This is a genomic window from Janthinobacterium sp. GW823-FHT03B06, assembly GCF_058796955.1.
In genome coordinates, this window is the sequence record NZ_JBXAJE010000008.1 from 204,184 (window position 1) to 222,214 (window position 18,031).

At 61.1% G+C, this 18,031-nt stretch carries 17 protein-coding genes; 9 read left to right on the top strand and 8 right to left on the bottom strand.

The genetic code is table 11. The annotated features are described in order from the left end of the window. Positions 1–142 precede the first annotated feature (142 nt). The 3 genes from gyrB to dnaA form a co-directional block, all read right to left on the bottom strand. The gene (gene gyrB / locus AC1RBA_RS23730) at positions 143–2,641 is read right to left on the bottom strand and encodes a DNA topoisomerase (ATP-hydrolyzing) subunit B (RefSeq protein WP_070224768.1); all 2,499 of its coding nucleotides are present in this window, start codon (positions 2,639–2,641) and stop codon (positions 143–145) included. A gap of 152 nt (positions 2,642–2,793) precedes the next feature. Continuing rightward, entirely contained in the window at positions 2,794–3,900 is a 1,107-nt protein-coding gene (dnaN, locus tag AC1RBA_RS23735; protein WP_034754341.1) for a DNA polymerase III subunit beta, read from the bottom strand. A gap of 274 nt (positions 3,901–4,174) precedes the next feature. After that, the gene (gene dnaA, locus AC1RBA_RS23740) at positions 4,175–5,569 is read right to left on the bottom strand and encodes a chromosomal replication initiator protein DnaA (protein WP_070224767.1); all 1,395 of its coding nucleotides are present in this window, start codon (positions 5,567–5,569) and stop codon (positions 4,175–4,177) included. Positions 5,570–6,193: 624 nt separating this feature from the next. Here dnaA and rpmH point away from each other — a divergent pair. The 6 genes from rpmH to AC1RBA_RS23770 all read left to right on the top strand — a co-directional run bounded on the left by rpmH (position 6,194) and on the right by AC1RBA_RS23770 (position 10,659). Beyond that, positions 6,194–6,328 (top strand): 50S ribosomal protein L34, encoded by a 135-nt coding sequence (gene rpmH / locus AC1RBA_RS23745; protein ID WP_010401996.1) that lies wholly within the window; start codon positions 6,194–6,196, stop codon positions 6,326–6,328. A gap of 8 nt (positions 6,329–6,336) precedes the next feature. Then, on the top strand, positions 6,337–6,789 hold the full coding sequence (gene rnpA, locus AC1RBA_RS23750) for a ribonuclease P protein component (protein WP_076569540.1): 453 nt from the start codon (positions 6,337–6,339) through the stop codon (positions 6,787–6,789). Then, entirely contained in the window at positions 6,786–7,046 is a 261-nt protein-coding gene (yidD, locus tag AC1RBA_RS23755; protein ID WP_034754335.1) for a membrane protein insertion efficiency factor YidD, read from the top strand. The genes rnpA and yidD overlap by 4 nt, the downstream gene beginning before the upstream one ends. Before the next feature lie 11 nt (positions 7,047–7,057). Then, positions 7,058–8,785, top strand: a complete 1,728-nt coding sequence (gene yidC, locus AC1RBA_RS23760) for a membrane protein insertase YidC (protein WP_070291974.1) — start codon at positions 7,058–7,060, stop codon at positions 8,783–8,785. A gap of 185 nt (positions 8,786–8,970) precedes the next feature. Further along, positions 8,971–10,350, top strand: coding sequence for a tRNA uridine-5-carboxymethylaminomethyl(34) synthesis GTPase MnmE (mnmE, locus tag AC1RBA_RS23765; protein WP_070310263.1), 1,380 nt, complete (start codon positions 8,971–8,973; stop codon positions 10,348–10,350). Between the two features lie 9 nt (positions 10,351–10,359). Beyond that, positions 10,360–10,659: a hypothetical protein gene (locus tag AC1RBA_RS23770; RefSeq protein WP_070291978.1), complete on the top strand. Its 300-nt coding sequence runs from the start codon at positions 10,360–10,362 to the stop codon at positions 10,657–10,659. Positions 10,660–10,751: 92 nt separating this feature from the next. Here the strand turns inward: AC1RBA_RS23770 and AC1RBA_RS23775 are convergent, their stop codons facing one another. Next, a complete protein-coding gene (locus tag AC1RBA_RS23775; protein ID WP_492419971.1) occupies positions 10,752–12,449 on the bottom strand; it encodes a M1 family metallopeptidase in 1,698 nt (565 codons plus the stop codon). A gap of 179 nt (positions 12,450–12,628) precedes the next feature. On the opposite strand from AC1RBA_RS23775, the gene AC1RBA_RS23780 reads away from it, so the two are divergent. Next, positions 12,629–12,826: a hypothetical protein gene (locus tag AC1RBA_RS23780; protein WP_070224761.1), complete on the top strand. Its 198-nt coding sequence runs from the start codon at positions 12,629–12,631 to the stop codon at positions 12,824–12,826. Positions 12,827–12,844: 18 nt separating this feature from the next. Here the strand turns inward: AC1RBA_RS23780 and AC1RBA_RS23785 are convergent, their stop codons facing one another. Then, entirely contained in the window at positions 12,845–13,480 is a 636-nt protein-coding gene (locus AC1RBA_RS23785; RefSeq protein ID WP_070224760.1) for an Hpt domain-containing protein, read from the bottom strand. Positions 13,481–13,584: 104 nt separating this feature from the next. Beyond that, entirely contained in the window at positions 13,585–14,535 is a 951-nt protein-coding gene (locus AC1RBA_RS23790) for a CAP domain-containing protein (protein WP_306532786.1), read from the bottom strand. A 267-nt stretch (positions 14,536–14,802) separates the two neighbouring features. Between AC1RBA_RS23790 and pssA the strand changes: the two genes are divergently transcribed. Beyond that, a complete protein-coding gene (pssA, locus tag AC1RBA_RS23795) occupies positions 14,803–15,543 on the top strand; it encodes a CDP-diacylglycerol--serine O-phosphatidyltransferase (protein ID WP_492419987.1) in 741 nt (246 codons plus the stop codon). A 3-nt stretch (positions 15,544–15,546) separates the two neighbouring features. Here the strand turns inward: pssA and AC1RBA_RS23800 are convergent, their stop codons facing one another. Together AC1RBA_RS23800 and AC1RBA_RS23805 are read right to left on the bottom strand one after the other, a co-directional pair. Then, the gene (locus AC1RBA_RS23800; protein ID WP_492419972.1) at positions 15,547–16,473 is read right to left on the bottom strand and encodes an aldo/keto reductase; all 927 of its coding nucleotides are present in this window, start codon (positions 16,471–16,473) and stop codon (positions 15,547–15,549) included. 56 nt (positions 16,474–16,529) lie between these two features. Beyond that, the gene (locus tag AC1RBA_RS23805) at positions 16,530–17,093 is read right to left on the bottom strand and encodes a TetR/AcrR family transcriptional regulator (protein WP_492419973.1); all 564 of its coding nucleotides are present in this window, start codon (positions 17,091–17,093) and stop codon (positions 16,530–16,532) included. Positions 17,094–17,323: 230 nt separating this feature from the next. Between AC1RBA_RS23805 and AC1RBA_RS23810 the strand changes: the two genes are divergently transcribed. Continuing rightward, entirely contained in the window at positions 17,324–18,016 is a 693-nt protein-coding gene (locus tag AC1RBA_RS23810) for a gluconate 2-dehydrogenase subunit 3 family protein (protein ID WP_070291987.1), read from the top strand. Positions 18,017–18,031: the final 15 nt, after the last annotated feature.

Here is an 18,031-nt window from a genome sequence, read left to right on the forward strand (position 1 = left end):
GACCAGCCTCAGAAATTATTTGAGAGTTTATCTCGAAATTTTTGGGTTTGGATACAAAAACGGCGGCCATTTTGCGTGGCCGCCGATATTTTAAATAACGAGATTTATTTCATGTGCTTTGGAATCCTAAACTACAACATGCTTAAACGTCGATATTCCCCGCGCGCAGCGCATTATTTTCAATAAACGCGCGGCGCGGTTCCACGTCATCTCCCATCAGCGTCGTGAAGATCTGGTCCGCCGCAATGGCGTCTTCGATCTGCACCTTCAACAGGCGGCGCACGGTCGGGTCCATCGTGGTTTCCCACAGTTGGTCCGGGTTCATTTCGCCCAGACCTTTGTAGCGCTGTTTCGAGACGGTGCGTTCGGCTTCGTCGCGCAGCCATTGCATGGCTTGGTGGAAGTCGACCACGGCGATTTCCTTCATGCGCTCGCCTTCGCCGCGGCGGACAAACGCGCCTTCGCCGATCAGGCCTTCGAAGGTGGCGGCGCCGCTGCTCAGCACGGCGTAGTCCGGGCCTTGCACGAAGTCGGCGTCGATGGCGCTGACTTTGATGTTGCCGTGGTGCATGCGCTCGATGCGCAGCATGTGTTTTTCCGACAAGTCGTCGGAACGCACATGCACTTTCACGGCGCTGTCGTTGATGGCCGTCTGCAGGGCCAGGGCGGAAGCTTCCGCCAGGTCCAGGGTCGACAGGTCCAGCTGCACGCCCGTCATGATGGCCGTCAGGGCGGCGCGGTCGATGACGCGCGTCAGACGCGTCATGATGGTGTTCGACAGGTTGAACTTGCGCACCAGTTCCGTCAGGGTGTCGCCGGAAATGCCTTCCGCGCCTGTGCGCGGCACCAGCACGGCCGTGTTCAGCGCCACCGTCATCATGTAGCTCGCTTCCTCGGCGTCATCTTTCAGATAGCGCTCGTCGCGGCCTGCTTTCACCTTGTACAGCGGCGGTTGCGCGATGTAGATGTGGCCGCGCTCGACCAGTTGCGGCATCTGGCGGTAGAACAGGGTCAGCAGCAGGGTACGGATGTGGGCGCCGTCGACGTCCGCATCGGTCATGATGATGATGCGGTGGTAGCGCAGCTTCTCGACGTTGAATTCGTCCGGTCCGATCGAGGTGCCGAGGGTGGCGATCAGGGTGGTGATCTGCTCCGACGACAGCATTTTCTCGAAACGGGCTTTTTCCACGTTCAAGACTTTACCGCGCAGCGGCAGAATCGCCTGGAACTTTCGGTCGCGTCCCTGTTTTGCCGAGCCGCCTGCCGAGTCACCCTCGACGATGTACAGTTCGCACAGGGCGGGGTCTTTTTCCTGGCAGTCGGCCAGCTTGGCCGACAGGCCCAGGCCATCCATGATGCCTTTGCGGCGCGTCAAATCGCGGGCCTTGCGGGCCGCTTCACGCGCGCGCGCCGCTTCGACGATCTTGCCGCAAATGATCTTGGCGTCGTTCGGTTTTTCTTGCAGGTAATCGGCCAGGGTCTTGGCGACGATCTCTTCGACAGGACCGCGCACTTCGCTCGATACCAGCTTGTCTTTCGTCTGCGACGAGAATTTCGGTTCCGGCACTTTCACCGACAAGACGCAGGTCAGGCCTTCGCGCATGTCGTCGCCGCTGATTTCCACTTTCGCCTTCTTGGCGAACTCGTGTTCATCGATGTATTTGTTGATCACGCGCGTCATGGCCGCGCGCAGGCCCGTCAGGTGGGTGCCGCCGTCGCGTTGCGGGATGTTATTCGTGAAGCACAACACCTGTTCATTGTAGGCATCGTTCCACTGCATCGACACGTCGACCGAGATGTTCGTATTCTGGTCCGACAGGCGCTCGCCCGTAGCCTGGAAAATCGTCGGGTGCAAGACCGATTTGGCCTTGTTGATGTATTCGACGAAGCCGCGCGTGCCGCCTTCGAAAGCGAAGATTTCTTCCTTGCCCGTGCGCTGGTCGGACAACTTGATGTTGACGCCATTGTTCAGGAAGGACAGTTCGCGGATGCGCTTGGCCAGGATTTCGTAGTGGAATTCCACGTGCGTGAAAATCTCTTCGTCGGCCCAGAAGTGCACGTCGGTGCCGCGTTTGTCGGTGTCGCCGATGACCTTGATCGGGGAGGTGGCGACGTCGCCGACCATGACGATCTGGCGGTCTTGCGGCACGCCGCGCACGAATTCCATGTAATGGACCTTGCCGTCGCGGCGGATGGTCAATTTCAGCAATTTCGACAGGCCATTCACGCAGGACACGCCCACGCCGTGCAAACCGCCCGAGACTTTATACGAGTTCTGGTCGAACTTGCCGCCGGCGTGCAGTTCGGTCATGACGATTTCCGCCGCCGAACGCTTCGGATCGTGCTTGTCGTCCATTTTCAGGCCGGTCGGCACGCCGCGGCCATTGTCGGTGATCGAGATCGAATTGTCGCTGTGGATGGTGACGTGGATTTCCGTGCAGTGGCCGGCCAGCGATTCATCGATGGAGTTGTCCAGCACTTCGAATACCAGATGGTGCAAGCCGGTGCCGTCCGAGGTGTCGCCAATGTACATGCCCGGGCGTTTGCGTACGGCTTCCAGGCCTTCCAGGATCTGGATGGAGGAGGCGCCGTATTCTTCCGTTTTGGCCTGGATCGGGGTGTCTTGTGGATTCTCGGACATGGACTGCTTTCTCAAATAACGATTGCTGATTGATTCGGGGCTGCTGGCTGATGACCGCAGGTCGGGTTAGCCGGAACGGCGTAACCCGACAGACGGCGCTCAGCATGTCGGATGACGCTGCGCTCATCCGACCTACGTCACTGCTGTGGTCTTTAGATCCGCATCGGCATGACGACATACTTGAAGTCGGCATTGTCCGGGATGGAGATCAGGGCGGACGAGTTCGAGTCGCCCAGCGCGATGTTGACGTATTCGCATTTCAGGTTGTTCAGCACGTCCAGCAGATACGTCACGTTGAAGCCGATGTCGACGGAGTCGCCGCCGTAGTCGATTTCCAGCTCTTCGACGGCTTCTTCCTGGTCCGCATTGGTCGAACTGATCTTCATGCTGCCCGGGGTGATGATGCAGCGCACGCCCTTGAACTTGTCGCTGGTCATGATGGCCGCACGTTGCAGCGAGCGCAGCAGTTCATCGCGGCCGATGGTGAAGTCGTTCTTGTAGCCTTTTGGAATCACGCGCGTGTAGTCGGGGAACTTGCCTTCCACCAGCTTCGAGATCAGCTCGATGTCGGCAAAGGTCAGTTTCACCTGGTTGGCGGCGATGTCCAGCTGCACCGGTTCATCGTTCTCTTCCAGCAGGCGCTGCAGTTCGATGATGGTCTTGCGCGGGATAATCACTTCCTGGCGCGCGAACGTCTGCTCGGTGGCGACCTGGCAAAACGCCAGGCGGTGACCGTCGGTGGCCACGGCGATGACATTATTACCATCCAGAACCAGCAGCAAGCCGTTCAGGTAATAGCGGATGTCTTGCTGCGCCATTGAGAAATGCACCATGTTGAACAGGTGCTTCAGCGTTTTTTGGGGCAGGGTGACGGACGCGTTGTAGCTCTCCGCCTGTTGCACGGTTGGAAACTCTTCCGCCGCCAGGGTTTGCAGCGCGAAGCGCGACTTGCCCGTTTGCACGGTCAGGCGCTTGTTGAGCAGGGTCATCGTGACGTCGCCCGATTCGGGCAGGGCGCGCAAAATGTCGAGCAGCTTGCGCGCGGCCACGGTGGTACCGGTGACGTCCGCGCCGGAACCGATTTCCGCGTGCGTGGTGATCTGCACTTCAGTGTCGGTCGACAGGAAGGACACATTTTCACCGTCTTTGCGGATGAGGATATTGGCCAGAATCGGCATAGTGTGCCGACGCTCGACAATACCGCTCACGATCTGCAGTGGCCGGAGAAGGGTATCTCGGGTGGTTTTGACCAATTGCATATTTATCCTCAATGTATAGGTTGAACAGTACGACGTTTAACGTATTAATTTAACAATTCTTGCCATAGGGAGCCCCGACAGACCGGCTGCGGCGCCCTCCCAGATGATAAGGGTAAAGCACGTTTTGAGCCAGTCTTGCCCAGTCGTGCTTGCAACGCCTGACAAAACCGTAGCGAGCGGCAGTCAGTCGTGGCCGAGACGCGGAGCTGTGCTTTAGCACAGTGAGCATCGGAGGCCGCGAATCGCGACGCGCAGTAGGTTTGGTCAGGCGTTCTTAGCCTTTCAATGTTTGCTCCAGTACATGCAATTCATGGTTGCATTCCGGATTCTTGGTGCGGTCCAGCGCGATCTTGCGCACGGCATGCAGCACCGTGGTGTGGTCGCGGCCGCCGAACAGCTCGCCGATTTCCGGCAGGCTCTTCTGTGTCAATTCCTTGGCCAGGTACATGGCGATCTGGCGCGGCCGGGCGATATTCGCGGGGCGGCGCTTCGAATACATGTCGGCCACCTTGATATTGAAGAAGTCGGCCACGGTTTTCTGGATGTTTTCCACGGAAATCTGGCGGTTCTGCACCGACAGCAAGTCCTTCAGGGCTTCCTTGACGATATCGATGGTGATGTCTTTGCCATGGAAACGCGAGTACGCCAGAATTTTGCGCAGCGCGCCTTCGAGTTCGCGCACGTTCGAGCGCAAGTGCTTGGCGACAAAGAAGGCCACGTCGTCGGAGAAGGTCACGCCTTCCTGCTTGGCTTTTTTCAACAGAATCGCCACGCGCATTTCCAGTTCCGGCGGTTCGATGGCCACCGTCAGGCCCGAGTCGAAGCGCGAAATCAGGCGGTCGTCCATGCCCGTGATTTCCTTCGGATACGTATCCGAGGTGATGATGATCTGTTTCTTCGCAGCAATTAATGCCTCGAACGCATAGAAAAACTCTTCCTGCGTGCGGCTCTTGCCGCCAAAGAACTGGATATCATCGATCAGCAGCATGTCGAGCGAGTGATAGTAGTGCTTGAAATCGTCGAAACCCTTGCGCTGGTAAGCGGTCACTACGTCGCGAACGTACTGTTCTGCGTGGATGTAGCGTATCTTCGCGCCCGGATTGTCGGCCATCACCTGATTGCCGATGGCGTGGATCAAGTGGGTTTTACCGAGGCCGACGCCGCCGTAGAAGAACAGCGGGTTATACGACACGCCCGGATTGTTCGCCACCTGGATGGCGGCGGCGCGCGCCAGCTGGTTGGCCTTACCGGTCACGAAGCTGTCGAAGGTCAGGTCGGTGTTGATGCGGCTCTGCTCGCGGCGCGGCGCGGCGCCGATGCTCAGTTCCGGCACGCTCGGCTGCGGCTCCGCCGGGCGCGCGCTGGGCGCGCCGCCATTCGGATCGCTGGCCGGGGTGCTGGCGGTGACTGGCTTTTTCGGCAGGGCCAGGCGCGGGTCGAGCACGAACTGCACTTCCGTCGGCGCTTCGAAATACTGTATGGCCAGCGCCGTGATGCGGCTGGCGAACTGGGTCTTGACCCAATCGAGCTTGAAGCGATTGGGCGCAGCAATGCGCAGCTTGCCCTCTTCGTAATCGAGAGGGATAAGCGGTTTGATCCACGCACTGAATTGTTGCGGTGTCAGCTCCAGTTCCAACTGCGCGGAACAGGCCTGCCAGAAATTATCCATGTATGTCTATGTGAAAAGGTGTGGGAGGGCGTATCGATTCTGCCCTGCGGTCACCGTGTTGCAAGGCCGGCGTCGCGCGAGGGCTCGCCACACGTAACGCGCTATTCTACTCCCGACTGACAAAGTTATCCACAGGCACGACGCTTATTTTTGTGTGGCGGGGTGGGGCGCCATGTGTATAAGAAGCGACTTATCCCCCGGTTATCCCGTCACAGGCAGTGCTGGCGCGGCCTGCGGCGCAGGTGGGGAGCCGCGCGCAAATTTCCAGGCGATCACGGCAATCCTTGACAAGAGGGGGGCATATGCTGAATAATTCAGGGTTCCCCGCCCGTATTCCGTGTTTATTCATTTGGAACGACAATATGGACTAAGCGTGGATTAACGACGCAGTACCAAATCGTAGCGAGCGGTGATGAGTTGTGGCTGAGGCGCGCAACTGTGCGAAGGCACAGTGAGCACCGGAGGCCGCAAATCGCTCCGCGTAGTCGATTTGGTGCGCGTTCAAGCGGGCGATGAGATTGGCCAGCTTGTGCCTTGGCATAAGTGCGCGATTGTCATTGGCACCAAAAACTGACGGGACGTCAGACCCGATTTTGCATTTTTTTTGTTTTTAGCGAGACCAACATGAAACGTACTTACCAACCTTCCGTCGTTCGCCGCAAGCGTACGCACGGCTTCCGCGCTCGTATGGCTACCCGTGGTGGCCGTGATGTGCTCAACGCACGTCGCGCAAAGGGCCGCAAACGTCTGGCCGTCTAGGCTTGTCGTTGACAGCTGATCGCGTGGCTAGCTGTACTCCAGTCGGCAATCAACGCGAAGGTTCACACGACTTCGCGCGCTTTCGGCGTATCGTTAAAACGGATGAATTTTCATCCGTTTTTCGTTTGCGCCCTTCGCAAAAAACAGCGCATTTTGTGCTGTACACCCGACACAATCAATTGCCGCATGCGCGGCTGGGCGTCGTTGTGGCCAAGCGTTTCGCGCCGCGCGCGGCGACCCGCAACACGATCAAGCGCGTCACGCGCGAGCTGTTTCGCAACAGCGCGATGCCGCCGGTCGACTGCGTGGTGCGTTTGTCGCGCGCCGTCAACAGCAAGGATGGCCCGGCCACCACGAGCAAGCTCAAAGCCGAGCTGCGTGAAGAATTGAGCCGCCTGTTCGCGGCGCAAATCGCCGCCCAGGCCCGTTCTGTTGCTGCGCCACCACCATCCGCGCCATGAAAACCCTGCTGCTGTTCCTGCTGCGTGCTTATCAGTTGCTGATCAGCCCCATGCTGGGACAGAATTGCCGTTTCTATCCGAGCTGTTCGCATTACGCGATGGAAGCGCTGCGCGTGCACGGTACGGCCAAGGGCAGCCTGCTGGCTGCCAAGCGCCTGTGCCGTTGCCACCCCTGGAATGAAGGGGGCGTCGACCCGGTGCCGCCGGCCGATGGCAAACAATCTTCAACGACCGCTTGCGGTTGCAACCACTCCTGACAAATACCCTAATGGATATCAATAAACGTACCATCCTGTGGATCGTGTTTTCCGTCTCGCTGGTAATTCTCTGGAACGAATGGATGATCTCGAACGGCAAGCCGTCGATGTTCTCCGCGAACACGGAACAAACCGCCAAGGCGCCTGTCACCCCGGCCAAGACGGCCGCCCTGCCTGCTGCCGGCGCGACCGCCGTGCCTGGCGAAGCGACCGATCCCGCCGCGTTCAAGCGCGAAGTGATTACCATCACCACCGACGTCATCAAGGTCGATATCGACACCCTGGGCGGCCAGGTCAAGCGTCTGGAATTGCTGAAGTTCAAGGGCGCGGGCAATCCGGGCTGGTTCGGCGGCTGCTTCGGCCTGTTCAAATGGTGCCAGCCTGACGAAGGCAAGCAAAACGAAGTGCTGTTCGACGAAGGCGCGAACCACACCTACCTGGCGCAGTCGGGCCTGGTCGGCGGTCCTTTCCCCACCCATGCGAGCGGTTTCACCGTGCAGCCTGGCGTGCGCACCCTCGGTGACGGCAAGCAAGTGCAACTGGTGATGGAAGCGGTCGAAGGCGGCGTCAAGCTGACCAAGACGTTTACGTTCAAGCGCGGCGACTACGTCATCGACGTGCGCCACGACGTGGCCAACGTGGGCGCGGCCCCTGTCACGCCGCAGCTGTACCTGCAGCTGACGCATGACGGCAACAAGCCGGTCGGCGACTCGTTCTTCAACAGCAGCTTCACGGGTCCGACCCTGTACACGCCGCAAGACAAGTACCAGAAGCTGACGTTCGAGAAAATCGAAAAAGCGGCCGTGGAAGACGAGAAGAAGGGCAACGACAACGCCATGAAGGGCCTGCATCCGGCCACGGCGAATGGCGGCTGGTTTGCGATTTCGCAACACTTCTTCGTCTCGGCTTTCGTTCCGCCTGAAAACGCCAAGCGCGACATCTTCACGAAAAAGCTCGGCACCAACCTGTATGCCATCGGCAACGTGCTGCCACTGCCGACCCTGGCGCCAGGCGCCACGGCCAGCATGGACAGCAAGCTGTACTCGGGTCCGCAAATCGCGCACCTGCTGGAAAACGTTTCGCCTGGCCTGGAACTGGTCAAGGATTACGGCTGGCTGACCATCATCGCCAAGCCGATCTTCTGGGTCATGGAACACATCCACAGCGTGCTCGGTAACTGGGGCTGGACCATCATCGCCTTCACGATCCTGATCAAGCTGGCCTTCTTCCCCCTGTCGGCCGCCGGCTACCGCAGCATGGCCAAGATGAAACTGGTCACGCCGAAGATGCAGGCGATCCGCGAGCGCTACAAAGGCGATCCGCAAAAGATGAACCAGGCCACGATGGAGCTGTACAAGACGGAAAAAATCAATCCGCTGGGCGGCTGCCTGCCGATCCTGATCCAGATGCCCGTCTTTATCGCCCTGTACTGGGTGCTGAACGCGTCCGTGGAAATCCGCGGCGCGCCATGGATCGGCTGGATCACCGACCTGGCCCAGCATGACCCATGGTGCATCCTGCCGGTGCTGTACGCGATCTCGATGTACATCACGACCAAGCTGAACCCGGCCCCGGCCGATCCGATGCAAGCGAAGATGATGCTGTTCATGCCGTTGGCATTCTCGGTGATGTTCTTCTTCTTCCCGTCGGGCCTGGTACTCTACTGGGTCGTCAACAACGTCCTGTCGATCGGCCAGCAATGGGTGATCACCAAGAAATACGCGCCGTCCACTGTGTAAGCAGGGTTAGCGAAGTAAAAGCCCGCCTAGTGCGGGCTTTTTAATTCTTGTAGGTCGGAATAGCGTGGCAAGGCCACGCGTAATCCGACACTATCGCCAGCGTGTGCTGCGTCGGCTTACGCGCTGCGCGCTAAGCCGACCTACGTTGCTGCACCTTCCCTTGCCGTACCTATTACAATATCCCCATGAAACTCGACTCTTCCCCTATCGCCGCCATCGCCACCGCTCCCGGGCGCGGCGGCATCGGCGTGGTACGCGCCTCCGGCAAAAATCTCGCCCCGCTGATGACGGCCCTGTTCGGCGCGCAAACGCTGAAACCGCGCCACGCCACCTATCTGCCGTTCACGGAAGCCGATGGCAGCATCATCGACCAGGGCATCGCCATCCACTTCAAGGGCCCGCATTCCTACACGGGCGAAGACGTGCTGGAATTGCAGGGCCACGGCGGCCCCATCGTGCTGCAGCTGCTGCTGGCGCGCGTGCTCGAAGCGGGTAAAGATAGCGGCTTGCGCCTGGCCGAACCGGGCGAATTCACGCGCCGCGCTTTTCTCAATGACAAGCTGGACCTGGCGCAAGCCGAAGCCGTGGCGGACCTGATCGACGCCTCGACGGAAGCGGCGGCCAAGTCCGCCTCGCAATCGCTGTCGGGCGCGTTCTCGAACACCATCCACGCGCTGGTGGAACAGGTGACGGGTTTAAGGATGCTGGTCGAGGCGACCCTGGACTTCCCGGAAGAGGAAATCGATTTCCTGGAAAAATCGAATGCGCGCGGTCAATTAAAAGCCGTCATCGAAGCGTTAAATAAAGTGTTTGCGCAGGCGGCGCAGGGCGCGCTGCTGCGCGAAGGTCTGAACGTGGTGCTGGCCGGCCAGCCGAACGTGGGCAAATCGTCCTTGCTGAACGCGCTGGCGGGCGCCGACGTGGCCATCGTCACGCCGATCGCCGGCACCACGCGCGACAAGGTCAGCGAAACCATCCAGATCGAAGGCATTCCGCTCAACATCATCGACACGGCCGGCATCCGCAGCGCGGGCGACACCATCGACGCCGTCGAGCGCATCGGCATCGAGCGCACCTGGGGAGAAATTGGCAAGGCGGACGTGATTTTGCACCTGCTCGACGCCGACCATGGCCCGACACTGGCCGATGAAACCATCGTCGCCGCCTTCCCGGAAGGCGTGCCCGTGGTGCGCGTGTGGAACAAGATCGACCTGTCGGGCCACAAGCCCGGCGTCGACAACATGCCGGACGCCACCCACGTGTATCTGTCGGCGCACGAGCACATCGGTATCGACCTGCTGCGCGCGGAACTGTTGCGCATCGCCGGCTGGCAGCAGACGGGCGAATCGCTGTACCTGGCGCGCGAACGCCATCTGATCGCCTTGAAATCGGCCGGCAAGCATCTCGATATCGCCGCCGCGCACGCGGCGCAGGACGACCAGTCGCTGGACCTGTTCGCCGAAGAGCTGCGCCTGGCGCAGGTGCAGCTGTCGAGCATCACGGGCGAGTTTTCGCCTGACGATTTGCTGGGCGTGATCTTCAGCCGTTTCTGCATCGGCAAATAAGGAGGTGCGATGAAGCTGCTGCTTGTTCTGCTGTTCAGTTTCCTGCCCCTGCTGGCCGGTGCGCAGGAAAAACTGCCGCAAGACGTGGCGAAATTCGTCGAAAATGCGCAGATGTGCGAGCACTTCGCCGGCGAATGGGATGACAACGACAAGGCGCGCCAGCGCGAGATCACGCAAGCCGTGGCCAGCTCGTGCGGCCAGGCGCAGCGGCAGTGGAAGCGCTTGCGCGTGAAATACGCGAAGCAGCCGAAGCTGCAACAAGTCATTGCCGAGAATGCCAATGACGCGGTCAGGAGCTTTCGGAAATAAGTCCGAACGGCGAAAAGGCCGGGGTCAGACCCTCAACACCGCTAACACAAAGGTCATCGCTCAGGTGCGAGGGGGTCTGACCCCAGGTTTTCTTACCCCTTCCTCCCCTTCGCCTGTTCTTCCTTGAACTTCTGGAACGCCTCGATATGCTCGGCGCGGCGCAGCACGCGCGAGTGCGGGTCGAGCGTGTATGTGGCGCCGGCCGGCAGGGGCAGTTCGCCAAAGCCCAGCGACATGGACACGGTATGGATTTCCTTGCCGATACGCACTTCCACCGGCATCGGGAAGGCGATGTCGGCAGGCGTCTTCCATAGCAGGCGCAAGGTGTCGCCGTCGCGCACGGCGGACAGTTCCGGCAATGCCGCCTGGTACAGATAAACCTGGAAGAACCAGTCGTAATTGCTGCCCGTGACTTTGTTGACGATGGCCATGAATTCCGCCGTGCTGCCGTAGCGCGGCTGGAGCTGGCCCGGCAGCGGCTGTTCCGTGCCGTAGACGAGCAGGCGCACGGCGCGGAAGAAGGCCTCGTCGCCGATCAGGCCGCGCAAGGTGTGCAGCACCAGCGCCCCTTTCACATACAGGTCGCCGCCCGGTCCGCCCTTTTTCTGGTCGTAGACTTCTTCCTCGCTTCTCGGCTTGCCCGAAACCATGGGCGCCTTGTTGACGATGCCGGCCCGCATTTGCTGCAACGAAGCAAAATACTCTTGCTCGCCTCGCAGATATTGCATGTACAGCGGCTGCATATACGTGCCGAAGCCTTCGTGCAGCCACATATCGTCCCAGTTGCTGTTGGTGAGCTGGTTGCCGAACCATTCATGGGCAAACTCATGCTGCAGCAATTCATCGTAGCCATAGCTGGTCTTGGCGAATTTGTTGCCATAGGCATTGATGGTCTGGTGTTCCATGCCCTTGTGCGGGGTTTCGGCGATGCCGACTTTCTCATCGCCAAACGGGTAGGGGCCGATGACGCTTTCAAAAAAGTCCAGCATGGGCGGCAATTCCGCGAACAGCGCGCCTGCCTTGGCCTCGCTTTCCGGCAAGTACCAGAATTGCAGGGGGATGCGGTTGCCGTAGCGGCTCGCATACTCGCCCTGCAGGCTGCGGTAGGGCGCCACGTTCAGGGCGATGCCATAGGTGCTCGGGTGTTTGGCGCGCCAGTGCCAGGTGCGCCAGCCGTCGGCCTCATCCATGCCGAGCGCGATGCCGTTGCCGGCCGCCACCAGCGGCGCCGGTACCTGGATGTGCTGGTCGATCAGCCGGGCCTTGCCCATCGGGTGGTCGATGCAGGGCCAGAACAGGTCGCAGCCTTCGCCTTGCACGGCGCTGGCGATCCACGGCGCGCCATCGGCCGTGCTCGACCATACCATGCCGCCATCCCACGGCGCTTTCACGGCGACGTGCGGCACGCCGTGGTAGACGATGCGGATGGTGGTGCGCGCGCCTGCCGCGAGGGTGGCCGGCAAGGTCATGCTCAGGCGGCCGTCCGGGTTGGCATAGTCTTGCGGCCGCAGCGCCTTGCCGTCGATTTCGATGGCATCGACGGGCAGGTTGCGGTCCAGGTCCAGCGCGAAACGCGAGATCGGCTGCGTGGCCAGGAAGGTCAGGCGCGCATCGCCGGCAATGCTGCGGCGGGCCGGATCGATGCGCAGGGTCAGGTCGGCATGTTCGAATACCACCGCCAATTGTTCCGGCGTGCGTTCGGCACCCGAATTGAGGGTGTAGGCGGTGGGCGCGCGCGTGGCGCAGGCGCTGAGCAGCAGGCAGGAGAGCAACAGGGGGATGTGTTTCATGGCGTGCGCGCAAGTGAACGGAGCACTGATTGTAGTGTGAAGTGACAACGTTGTCGTTTGGAAATTTCAAGGTGCCGATGGGGCAAGCGTGGCCACGGTTGAGAAATGTCATGGGCTTCAAACTGTGCTGACGTAATCTTGCTGAGCGGCCTTGAAGTGCCGCTAGGAAAGGAAGCGCCATGGACAGCGAACAGCCGGAAGTCGTGGAAAGCAGGGGCATGGCGGCGCCGCCATTGCCTTCCCTGCCGCAATTGATCGCAGCGCTGCCGCCGAAAGGTGCATGCTGGTACTGCGACAAGCCGCTCGATGCCGTGCGCCGCTTCTGTTGCAAGAGTTGTTGCGTGGCGTATGCGGAAGAGGCGCAGTTCAACAGCTGAGCGGCAGCTCGCTGTGCGCTAGCGGCGCCGCAGCAGCGCCGCCAGGGCGCCTTCGAAATCGAACTCGTGCGCGGCGGCGGCCACCTCCTGGTACACGTTCACGCCCAGGCTGGCCGCGAGCAGGCTGGCCGAGTTTTCCAGGATGTCGATGGCCGCGCCGTCGCCTTCGCGCAAATGGCTGGCCAGGCGCGCCAGCAGCAGCTGGATGGCGGGCGCGGCCGGGTCGGGCGCCACGTCCTGCGCCGCCGTGTGGTTTGCCTCCGGCGTGCCCAGCATGCTGCTGACTGCGCCGAGCAATTGATCCTGCGCCAGTTCCAGCTGCAGCATCTGCTGGGCCAGGTCGGGCGCCTGCGCACGCAGTGCCGATTCCAGGGTTTCCGACAGGCTGTGCACATGGCGCGCCCCGATCATGCCGGCGGCGCCTTTCAGGGTATGCGCTTTCAGGCGCGCGGAAACGTAGTTGCCCGTGTCGAATTCGGCGCGGATCTGGCACGGCGTGGTGCCGTGGTCGTGCAGGAAACGGCGCAGGATTTTCAGGTACAGGATGCGGTCGCCCATGATGCGGCCCAGTCCGTTCTCAACGTCGAGAATACGGACCATGTCGGATGCCGCAACGGCGGCATCATCATCGCAAGTGGCGTGTGGTTTCAGCATGCTGTGCAGAGCGCCCCAAAACTTGTCAATGTCAGTAAAGCAGGAACTGCTATTTTACATCCAGTCGTACTCTGCACTGCGTCCGCTTGGCGCCAGCTTGCCGCCTAGCGCGTCGTGAATGACCAGCTCTGCGTGACGTCCGCGCCATTGACTTTCCCGATGAAACTCACGTCATAGCTGGTGTTCGCGTTCAAGGCCGCCAGCGGGATGATGGATGCGGCCGAGACCGGTGTATGCACGTCGTTGCCGCTGGTGAGCAGGCGCACGGCCAAGTCCGCGGCGGCGCCGCGCTGGCGCACGCTGAACGCCGTCACGCTGACGGGCGTGCCGTAATTGGCATGCACGCTGATCGGGTAGCCGACCACGTCCTGGTTCGGCACGGGATCGGGCGATTCGTTATTGCTGGAAAAACTGACGGCCACCTTCTGCTGTCCGCTGTAGGGGTAAGTGACGATCTGTCCCGCCGCCAGCCCCGGGCCATAGCTGCGGTTGCCGGCCAGGTCGGTGGTGAAATAGGCATAGCCGGCGCTGCTGACGGCCGCGCCCGCGCCGCCTTCCTTGAACAGCGGTTCGAAAATGACGAAGCGGTGATAGATGGCCGTGACCAGTTCTTCGGCCAGGTAAAAGCCGGACGTGTTGCTCGCGCCGGCGATCACTTCACCCTGCAGCGAGGTGACGACGTAGCCGGCCTTGGCCAGGCGGTCGCCCAGTGTGACGCCTGTAAAGCCGGGCTTGCCCTGCACCTGTTCGTGCGCCACCGTATTGTTGAGATTGAGATAGCTGGAATGGCCGAGGGCCGCGCTGTCGATCAGGCTATTGCGCACCAGCGGCGACAGGCCGATCTGGCTGCGCCGGTAGTTGAACCAGTTGAAGCCATCGGTGGCAATATTGTTGCTGAGAACGGGAGCACCCGGCTCCTGCGTCAATTGCCCGGCCGGGGTCGAGTTGCTCAGCGACGTATTGCCGCTATCGCTGCCGCCGCCGCAGGCGCTCAGCAGGGCTGCGCTCAGCAGGGCAGGTATCCAGTATTTCCAACGCAGTGACGAGGCAATCAAGTCGACTCCTGTAGAGGTAGGCGGGCAGCGGTGGGGGCAGCGTGCTGTCCTGTAAAACGATTCTAAGGTATTTTGATCACGCGTAGAGCATCCGTGAAAAGATATGTCGCGCTCGTGCGGGGACGGTGCCGCCGCTGCGCAGGGTAGAATGGGCGCAGCGCAGCGTTTGCCGCTGCATTGCCTTACTTCCGATTTTTTTGATTGCCCATACATTTGAACACATTGCCCAAGTCGCGCCTGCAGCGCGCCAAATATGCCTTGCCCAGCATGGTGACTTTGCTTTCGATAGCCTGCGGTTTTGCCAGCATCGTCATTTCCGTCGACAACGCCGCCGTGGGCGACGCGGATGCCTACCGGCTGGCGGCGGCGCTGCTGGTGCTCGCCGGCGTGTTTGACGCGCTCGACGGCTACGTGGCCCGGCTGACGGGAACCAGTTCGCAGTTCGGCGTGCAGCTCGATTCGATCGCCGACGTGATGAATTTCGGCTGCGCCCCGGCCGTCCTGTTGTATTGCTACGGCTTCGTGCAGATGGGCGTGCACGATCCGCTGCTGCTGCGCTTTGGCGGCATGGCCAGCTTCTTCTTTGTCGCGTGCGGCGCCATGCGCCTGGCGCGCTTCAATGTGAACGTGGGGCGTACCGATCCCCTGTATTTCGTCGGCATGCCGATCACGGCCGGGGCCGCTTGCGTGGCGGCCGTGGTGGTAGCCTGGCCGGCGCCCATCGATTCCATGCTGCACAGCTATCTATTGATGCTGCTGCTCGTCGGCGTGGGCAGCCTGATGGTGTCGACCTTGCGTTTCCCCAGCTCCAAGCAAAAGAAAAGCCTGGCCGCGCTGCTGGTGCTGATCCTTGCCATCGCCCTGCTGGTGTGGCTGAAGACGAGTTTCTTCGCCCTGTTCTTCGCCGTCTACATCGTCGCCACCCTGCTGCTCAACCTGGCATGGCATCTGGGCTGGCGCGGTATTGCCTTACCCCAGGTTTTTAATGACCCGGACGAGATTGATTAAACGTTAAGCCACCTCGTGCCCACGCGCGGCGCGCAGGATGGCGAACCAGTCGCTGCGGCTGAGTGAAAATTGCGTGCCTTCCACGGCCACGCCCACGGCCTCGATGCGGCCCGTGCCCGTCAGCGGCAGGGGGCGGCATGGCAATTGCATGATCCACGCGAACACCACGCTGGCAAACGGCCGCTGCAGCTGGTCGGCGATCTGCTTGATGACATTGCGCAAATTCTCCACATTCGCATCGCCACCCTGGAACAGGCGCCCGCCCGCCAGCGGCGACCAGATCATCGGCGCCACCCCCACGTCCTGCAAGCCGTCGAAGGTTTCGTCGAACAGGGGCGCCACGTGCAGCGGCGAGCATTCCACCTGGTTCGTCACCAGCGGGAAGCGCCGGTGCAGGCATTCGAACTGGTGGCGGCTGAAGTTCGACACGCCAAAGTGCAGCACCTTGCCATCTTTCTGCAATTGGGTAAACGCGCCGGCGATCTCGTCGAAATCCATCAGCGGGTCGGGGCGGTGGATCAGCAGCAGGTCCAGGCGGTCCGTCTGCAGCTGGCGCAAGCTGTGTTCCACGGAACCGGTGATGTGCGCCGCGCTCGTGTCGTAATGCTGGATGGCGTGGCCGGGACGGTGCGGCGAGAGCAGCTTGATGCCGCACTTGCTGACCAGCTCCATCTTGTCGCGCAAGCCCGGCTGCAGGGCCAGCGCTTCGCCAAATAGCCCTTCGGCGCTGTAATCGCCATAGATATCGGCATGGTCGAAACTCGATACGCCCAGCGCCAGGCATTGCTCGATGAAAGCCAGGCGCTGCTGCGCCGACATATTCCACTCGCCGATGCGCCACATGCCGGCGACGATGCGCGACAGTTCGGGACCGTTGCTGCTTAAACGGCTGCGTGGCGCTTGCAGACTGGCGGGAAATACATGGCTCATGGGCTGGCTTTCTGGTAGTGACGTGATGGGACTCGCCACGATTATAGCCAGCTAATCTACAGCATGCTGCGGATAAAGCGGCAGCAACGCTCCTGCAGGGCATCGTCGAGCTGGCCGCCCAGTTGCATCTGGTACACGAGCGCCGATTGCAGCATGAAGGCGAACAGGCGCAGGTCGAGGTCGGCGCGCACGCCGATGTTGAGCAGGCGCTGCACCACTAGGGTGATCCACGGCGCGACGATCTGCTCGCGAAAGCGCAGTTGCGCCGCCGCATCATTGTGGATCAGCACCAGCAGGTCGCAGGTGAAGCGGCCGTCGGCGTTCAGGTTGTCGAAGATGCGCGCGCAGATCGCTTCGATTTCCTGGCCGTCCGGCATGTCGAGCGCGCGCTGCAGCTTTTCCGCCGTGCGCTTGACGAGCGCGTCGAGCAGCATGTCTTCGCGCCGCGGCCAGCGCCGGTAGATCGTCTGGCGCCCCACGCCGGCCACGTCGGCCACCATCTGTATCGTTACCGCCTCCAGTCCATGCTGGCGCACCAGCATGACGATCGCTTCCAGTACCGCATCTTCCACGCCCGCCTTGCGCGGGCGGCCACGCACCGGTGCCTCTTTTGTAGTCACGTCTCACCTGTCTCTGAATGTTTCTTTTAATTATGGTACGATGCGCACCGTAAATGCAAAGCTAGCGCTTGTCAATCATCTTGATCAATTAACCGGCAGGCGGATGCACTGCGCCGCGATACTCCAGCCATCTTTACGTGAAATCTGCCATCTCAGCGGCGCGGGTCCGCATTTTCTTTCTGACTCCCACATCCATCACTGTGGCGGCTTATGCCGCCTGAGGACAACCTATGAAAATCATCGGGATTTCGCCCCACCGGCGACACTTCTTGCGCAAGGCCGTCGGCGCCGCGCCTGCCGTGGCCTTGCTGGCCGGCGCCGGCGGCGGCCTGGCCATGGCCGTCTCCAAAGACCAGCCTGCCTACAAACCGCGCTTTTTCGACGCCACCGAGTGGGCCACATTGAGCGCGCTGGTCGACCGGCTGATCCCGGCCGACGGCGAAGGGCCGGGCGCGCTGGAATCGGGCGCGCATGAATTCATCGATGCGCAGATGAACACGCCTTACGCGTATGGCGCGCTGTGGTACATGCAGGGGCCGTTCGTGCCCTCGATCGAACAGTTCGGCTACCAGTTCCACATGGCGCCGCGCGAGCTGTACAAGAGCGCCCTGGCGGGCGTGAATGCGGCCGTGCAGAAACAGTCGGGCAAGCCTTTCGTCCAGCTGAACGCGGCCGAGCGCGACGCCGTCATCACGCAATTGCAAAAGGGCACCTTGGACATCGGCGAAGTGCCGTCGAAAATCTTCTTCAACCAGCTGCTGCAAAACACGCGCGAAGGCTATTTTTGCGACCCCGTGCACGGCGGCAACAAGGACATGCTGGCCTGGAAGATGGTCGGATTCCCCGGCGCGCGCGCCGACTACATGGACTGGGTGGAGCAGTACGGCAAGAAATACCCGTTGCCTCCCGTGTCCATAGCGTAAAACTTTTAGTACCCG

What these genes read in the sequence shown, in the direction of transcription:
- gyrB (WP_070224768.1), bottom strand. Translation starts at nt 2,641, where the DNA reads ATGTCCGAGAATCCACAAGACACCCCGATCCAGGCCAAAACGGAAGAA.
- dnaN (WP_034754341.1), bottom strand. Translation starts at nt 3,900, where the DNA reads ATGCAATTGGTCAAAACCACCCGAGATACCCTTCTCCGGCCACTGCAG.
- dnaA (WP_070224767.1), bottom strand. Translation starts at nt 5,569, where the DNA reads ATGGATAATTTCTGGCAGGCCTGTTCCGCGCAGTTGGAACTGGAGCTG.
- rpmH (WP_010401996.1), top strand. Translation starts at nt 6,194, where the DNA reads ATGAAACGTACTTACCAACCTTCCGTCGTTCGCCGCAAGCGTACGCAC.
- yidD (WP_034754335.1), top strand. Translation starts at nt 6,786, where the DNA reads ATGAAAACCCTGCTGCTGTTCCTGCTGCGTGCTTATCAGTTGCTGATC.
- yidC (WP_070291974.1), top strand. Translation starts at nt 7,058, where the DNA reads ATGGATATCAATAAACGTACCATCCTGTGGATCGTGTTTTCCGTCTCG.
- mnmE (WP_070310263.1), top strand. Translation starts at nt 8,971, where the DNA reads ATGAAACTCGACTCTTCCCCTATCGCCGCCATCGCCACCGCTCCCGGG.
- AC1RBA_RS23770 (WP_070291978.1), top strand. Translation starts at nt 10,360, where the DNA reads ATGAAGCTGCTGCTTGTTCTGCTGTTCAGTTTCCTGCCCCTGCTGGCC.
- AC1RBA_RS23775 (WP_492419971.1), bottom strand. Translation starts at nt 12,449, where the DNA reads ATGAAACACATCCCCCTGTTGCTCTCCTGCCTGCTGCTCAGCGCCTGC.
- AC1RBA_RS23780 (WP_070224761.1), top strand. Translation starts at nt 12,629, where the DNA reads ATGGACAGCGAACAGCCGGAAGTCGTGGAAAGCAGGGGCATGGCGGCG.
- AC1RBA_RS23785 (WP_070224760.1), bottom strand. Translation starts at nt 13,480, where the DNA reads ATGCTGAAACCACACGCCACTTGCGATGATGATGCCGCCGTTGCGGCA.
- pssA (WP_492419987.1), top strand. Translation starts at nt 14,803, where the DNA reads ATGGTGACTTTGCTTTCGATAGCCTGCGGTTTTGCCAGCATCGTCATT.
- AC1RBA_RS23800 (WP_492419972.1), bottom strand. Translation starts at nt 16,473, where the DNA reads ATGAGCCATGTATTTCCCGCCAGTCTGCAAGCGCCACGCAGCCGTTTA.
- AC1RBA_RS23810 (WP_070291987.1), top strand. Translation starts at nt 17,324, where the DNA reads ATGAAAATCATCGGGATTTCGCCCCACCGGCGACACTTCTTGCGCAAG.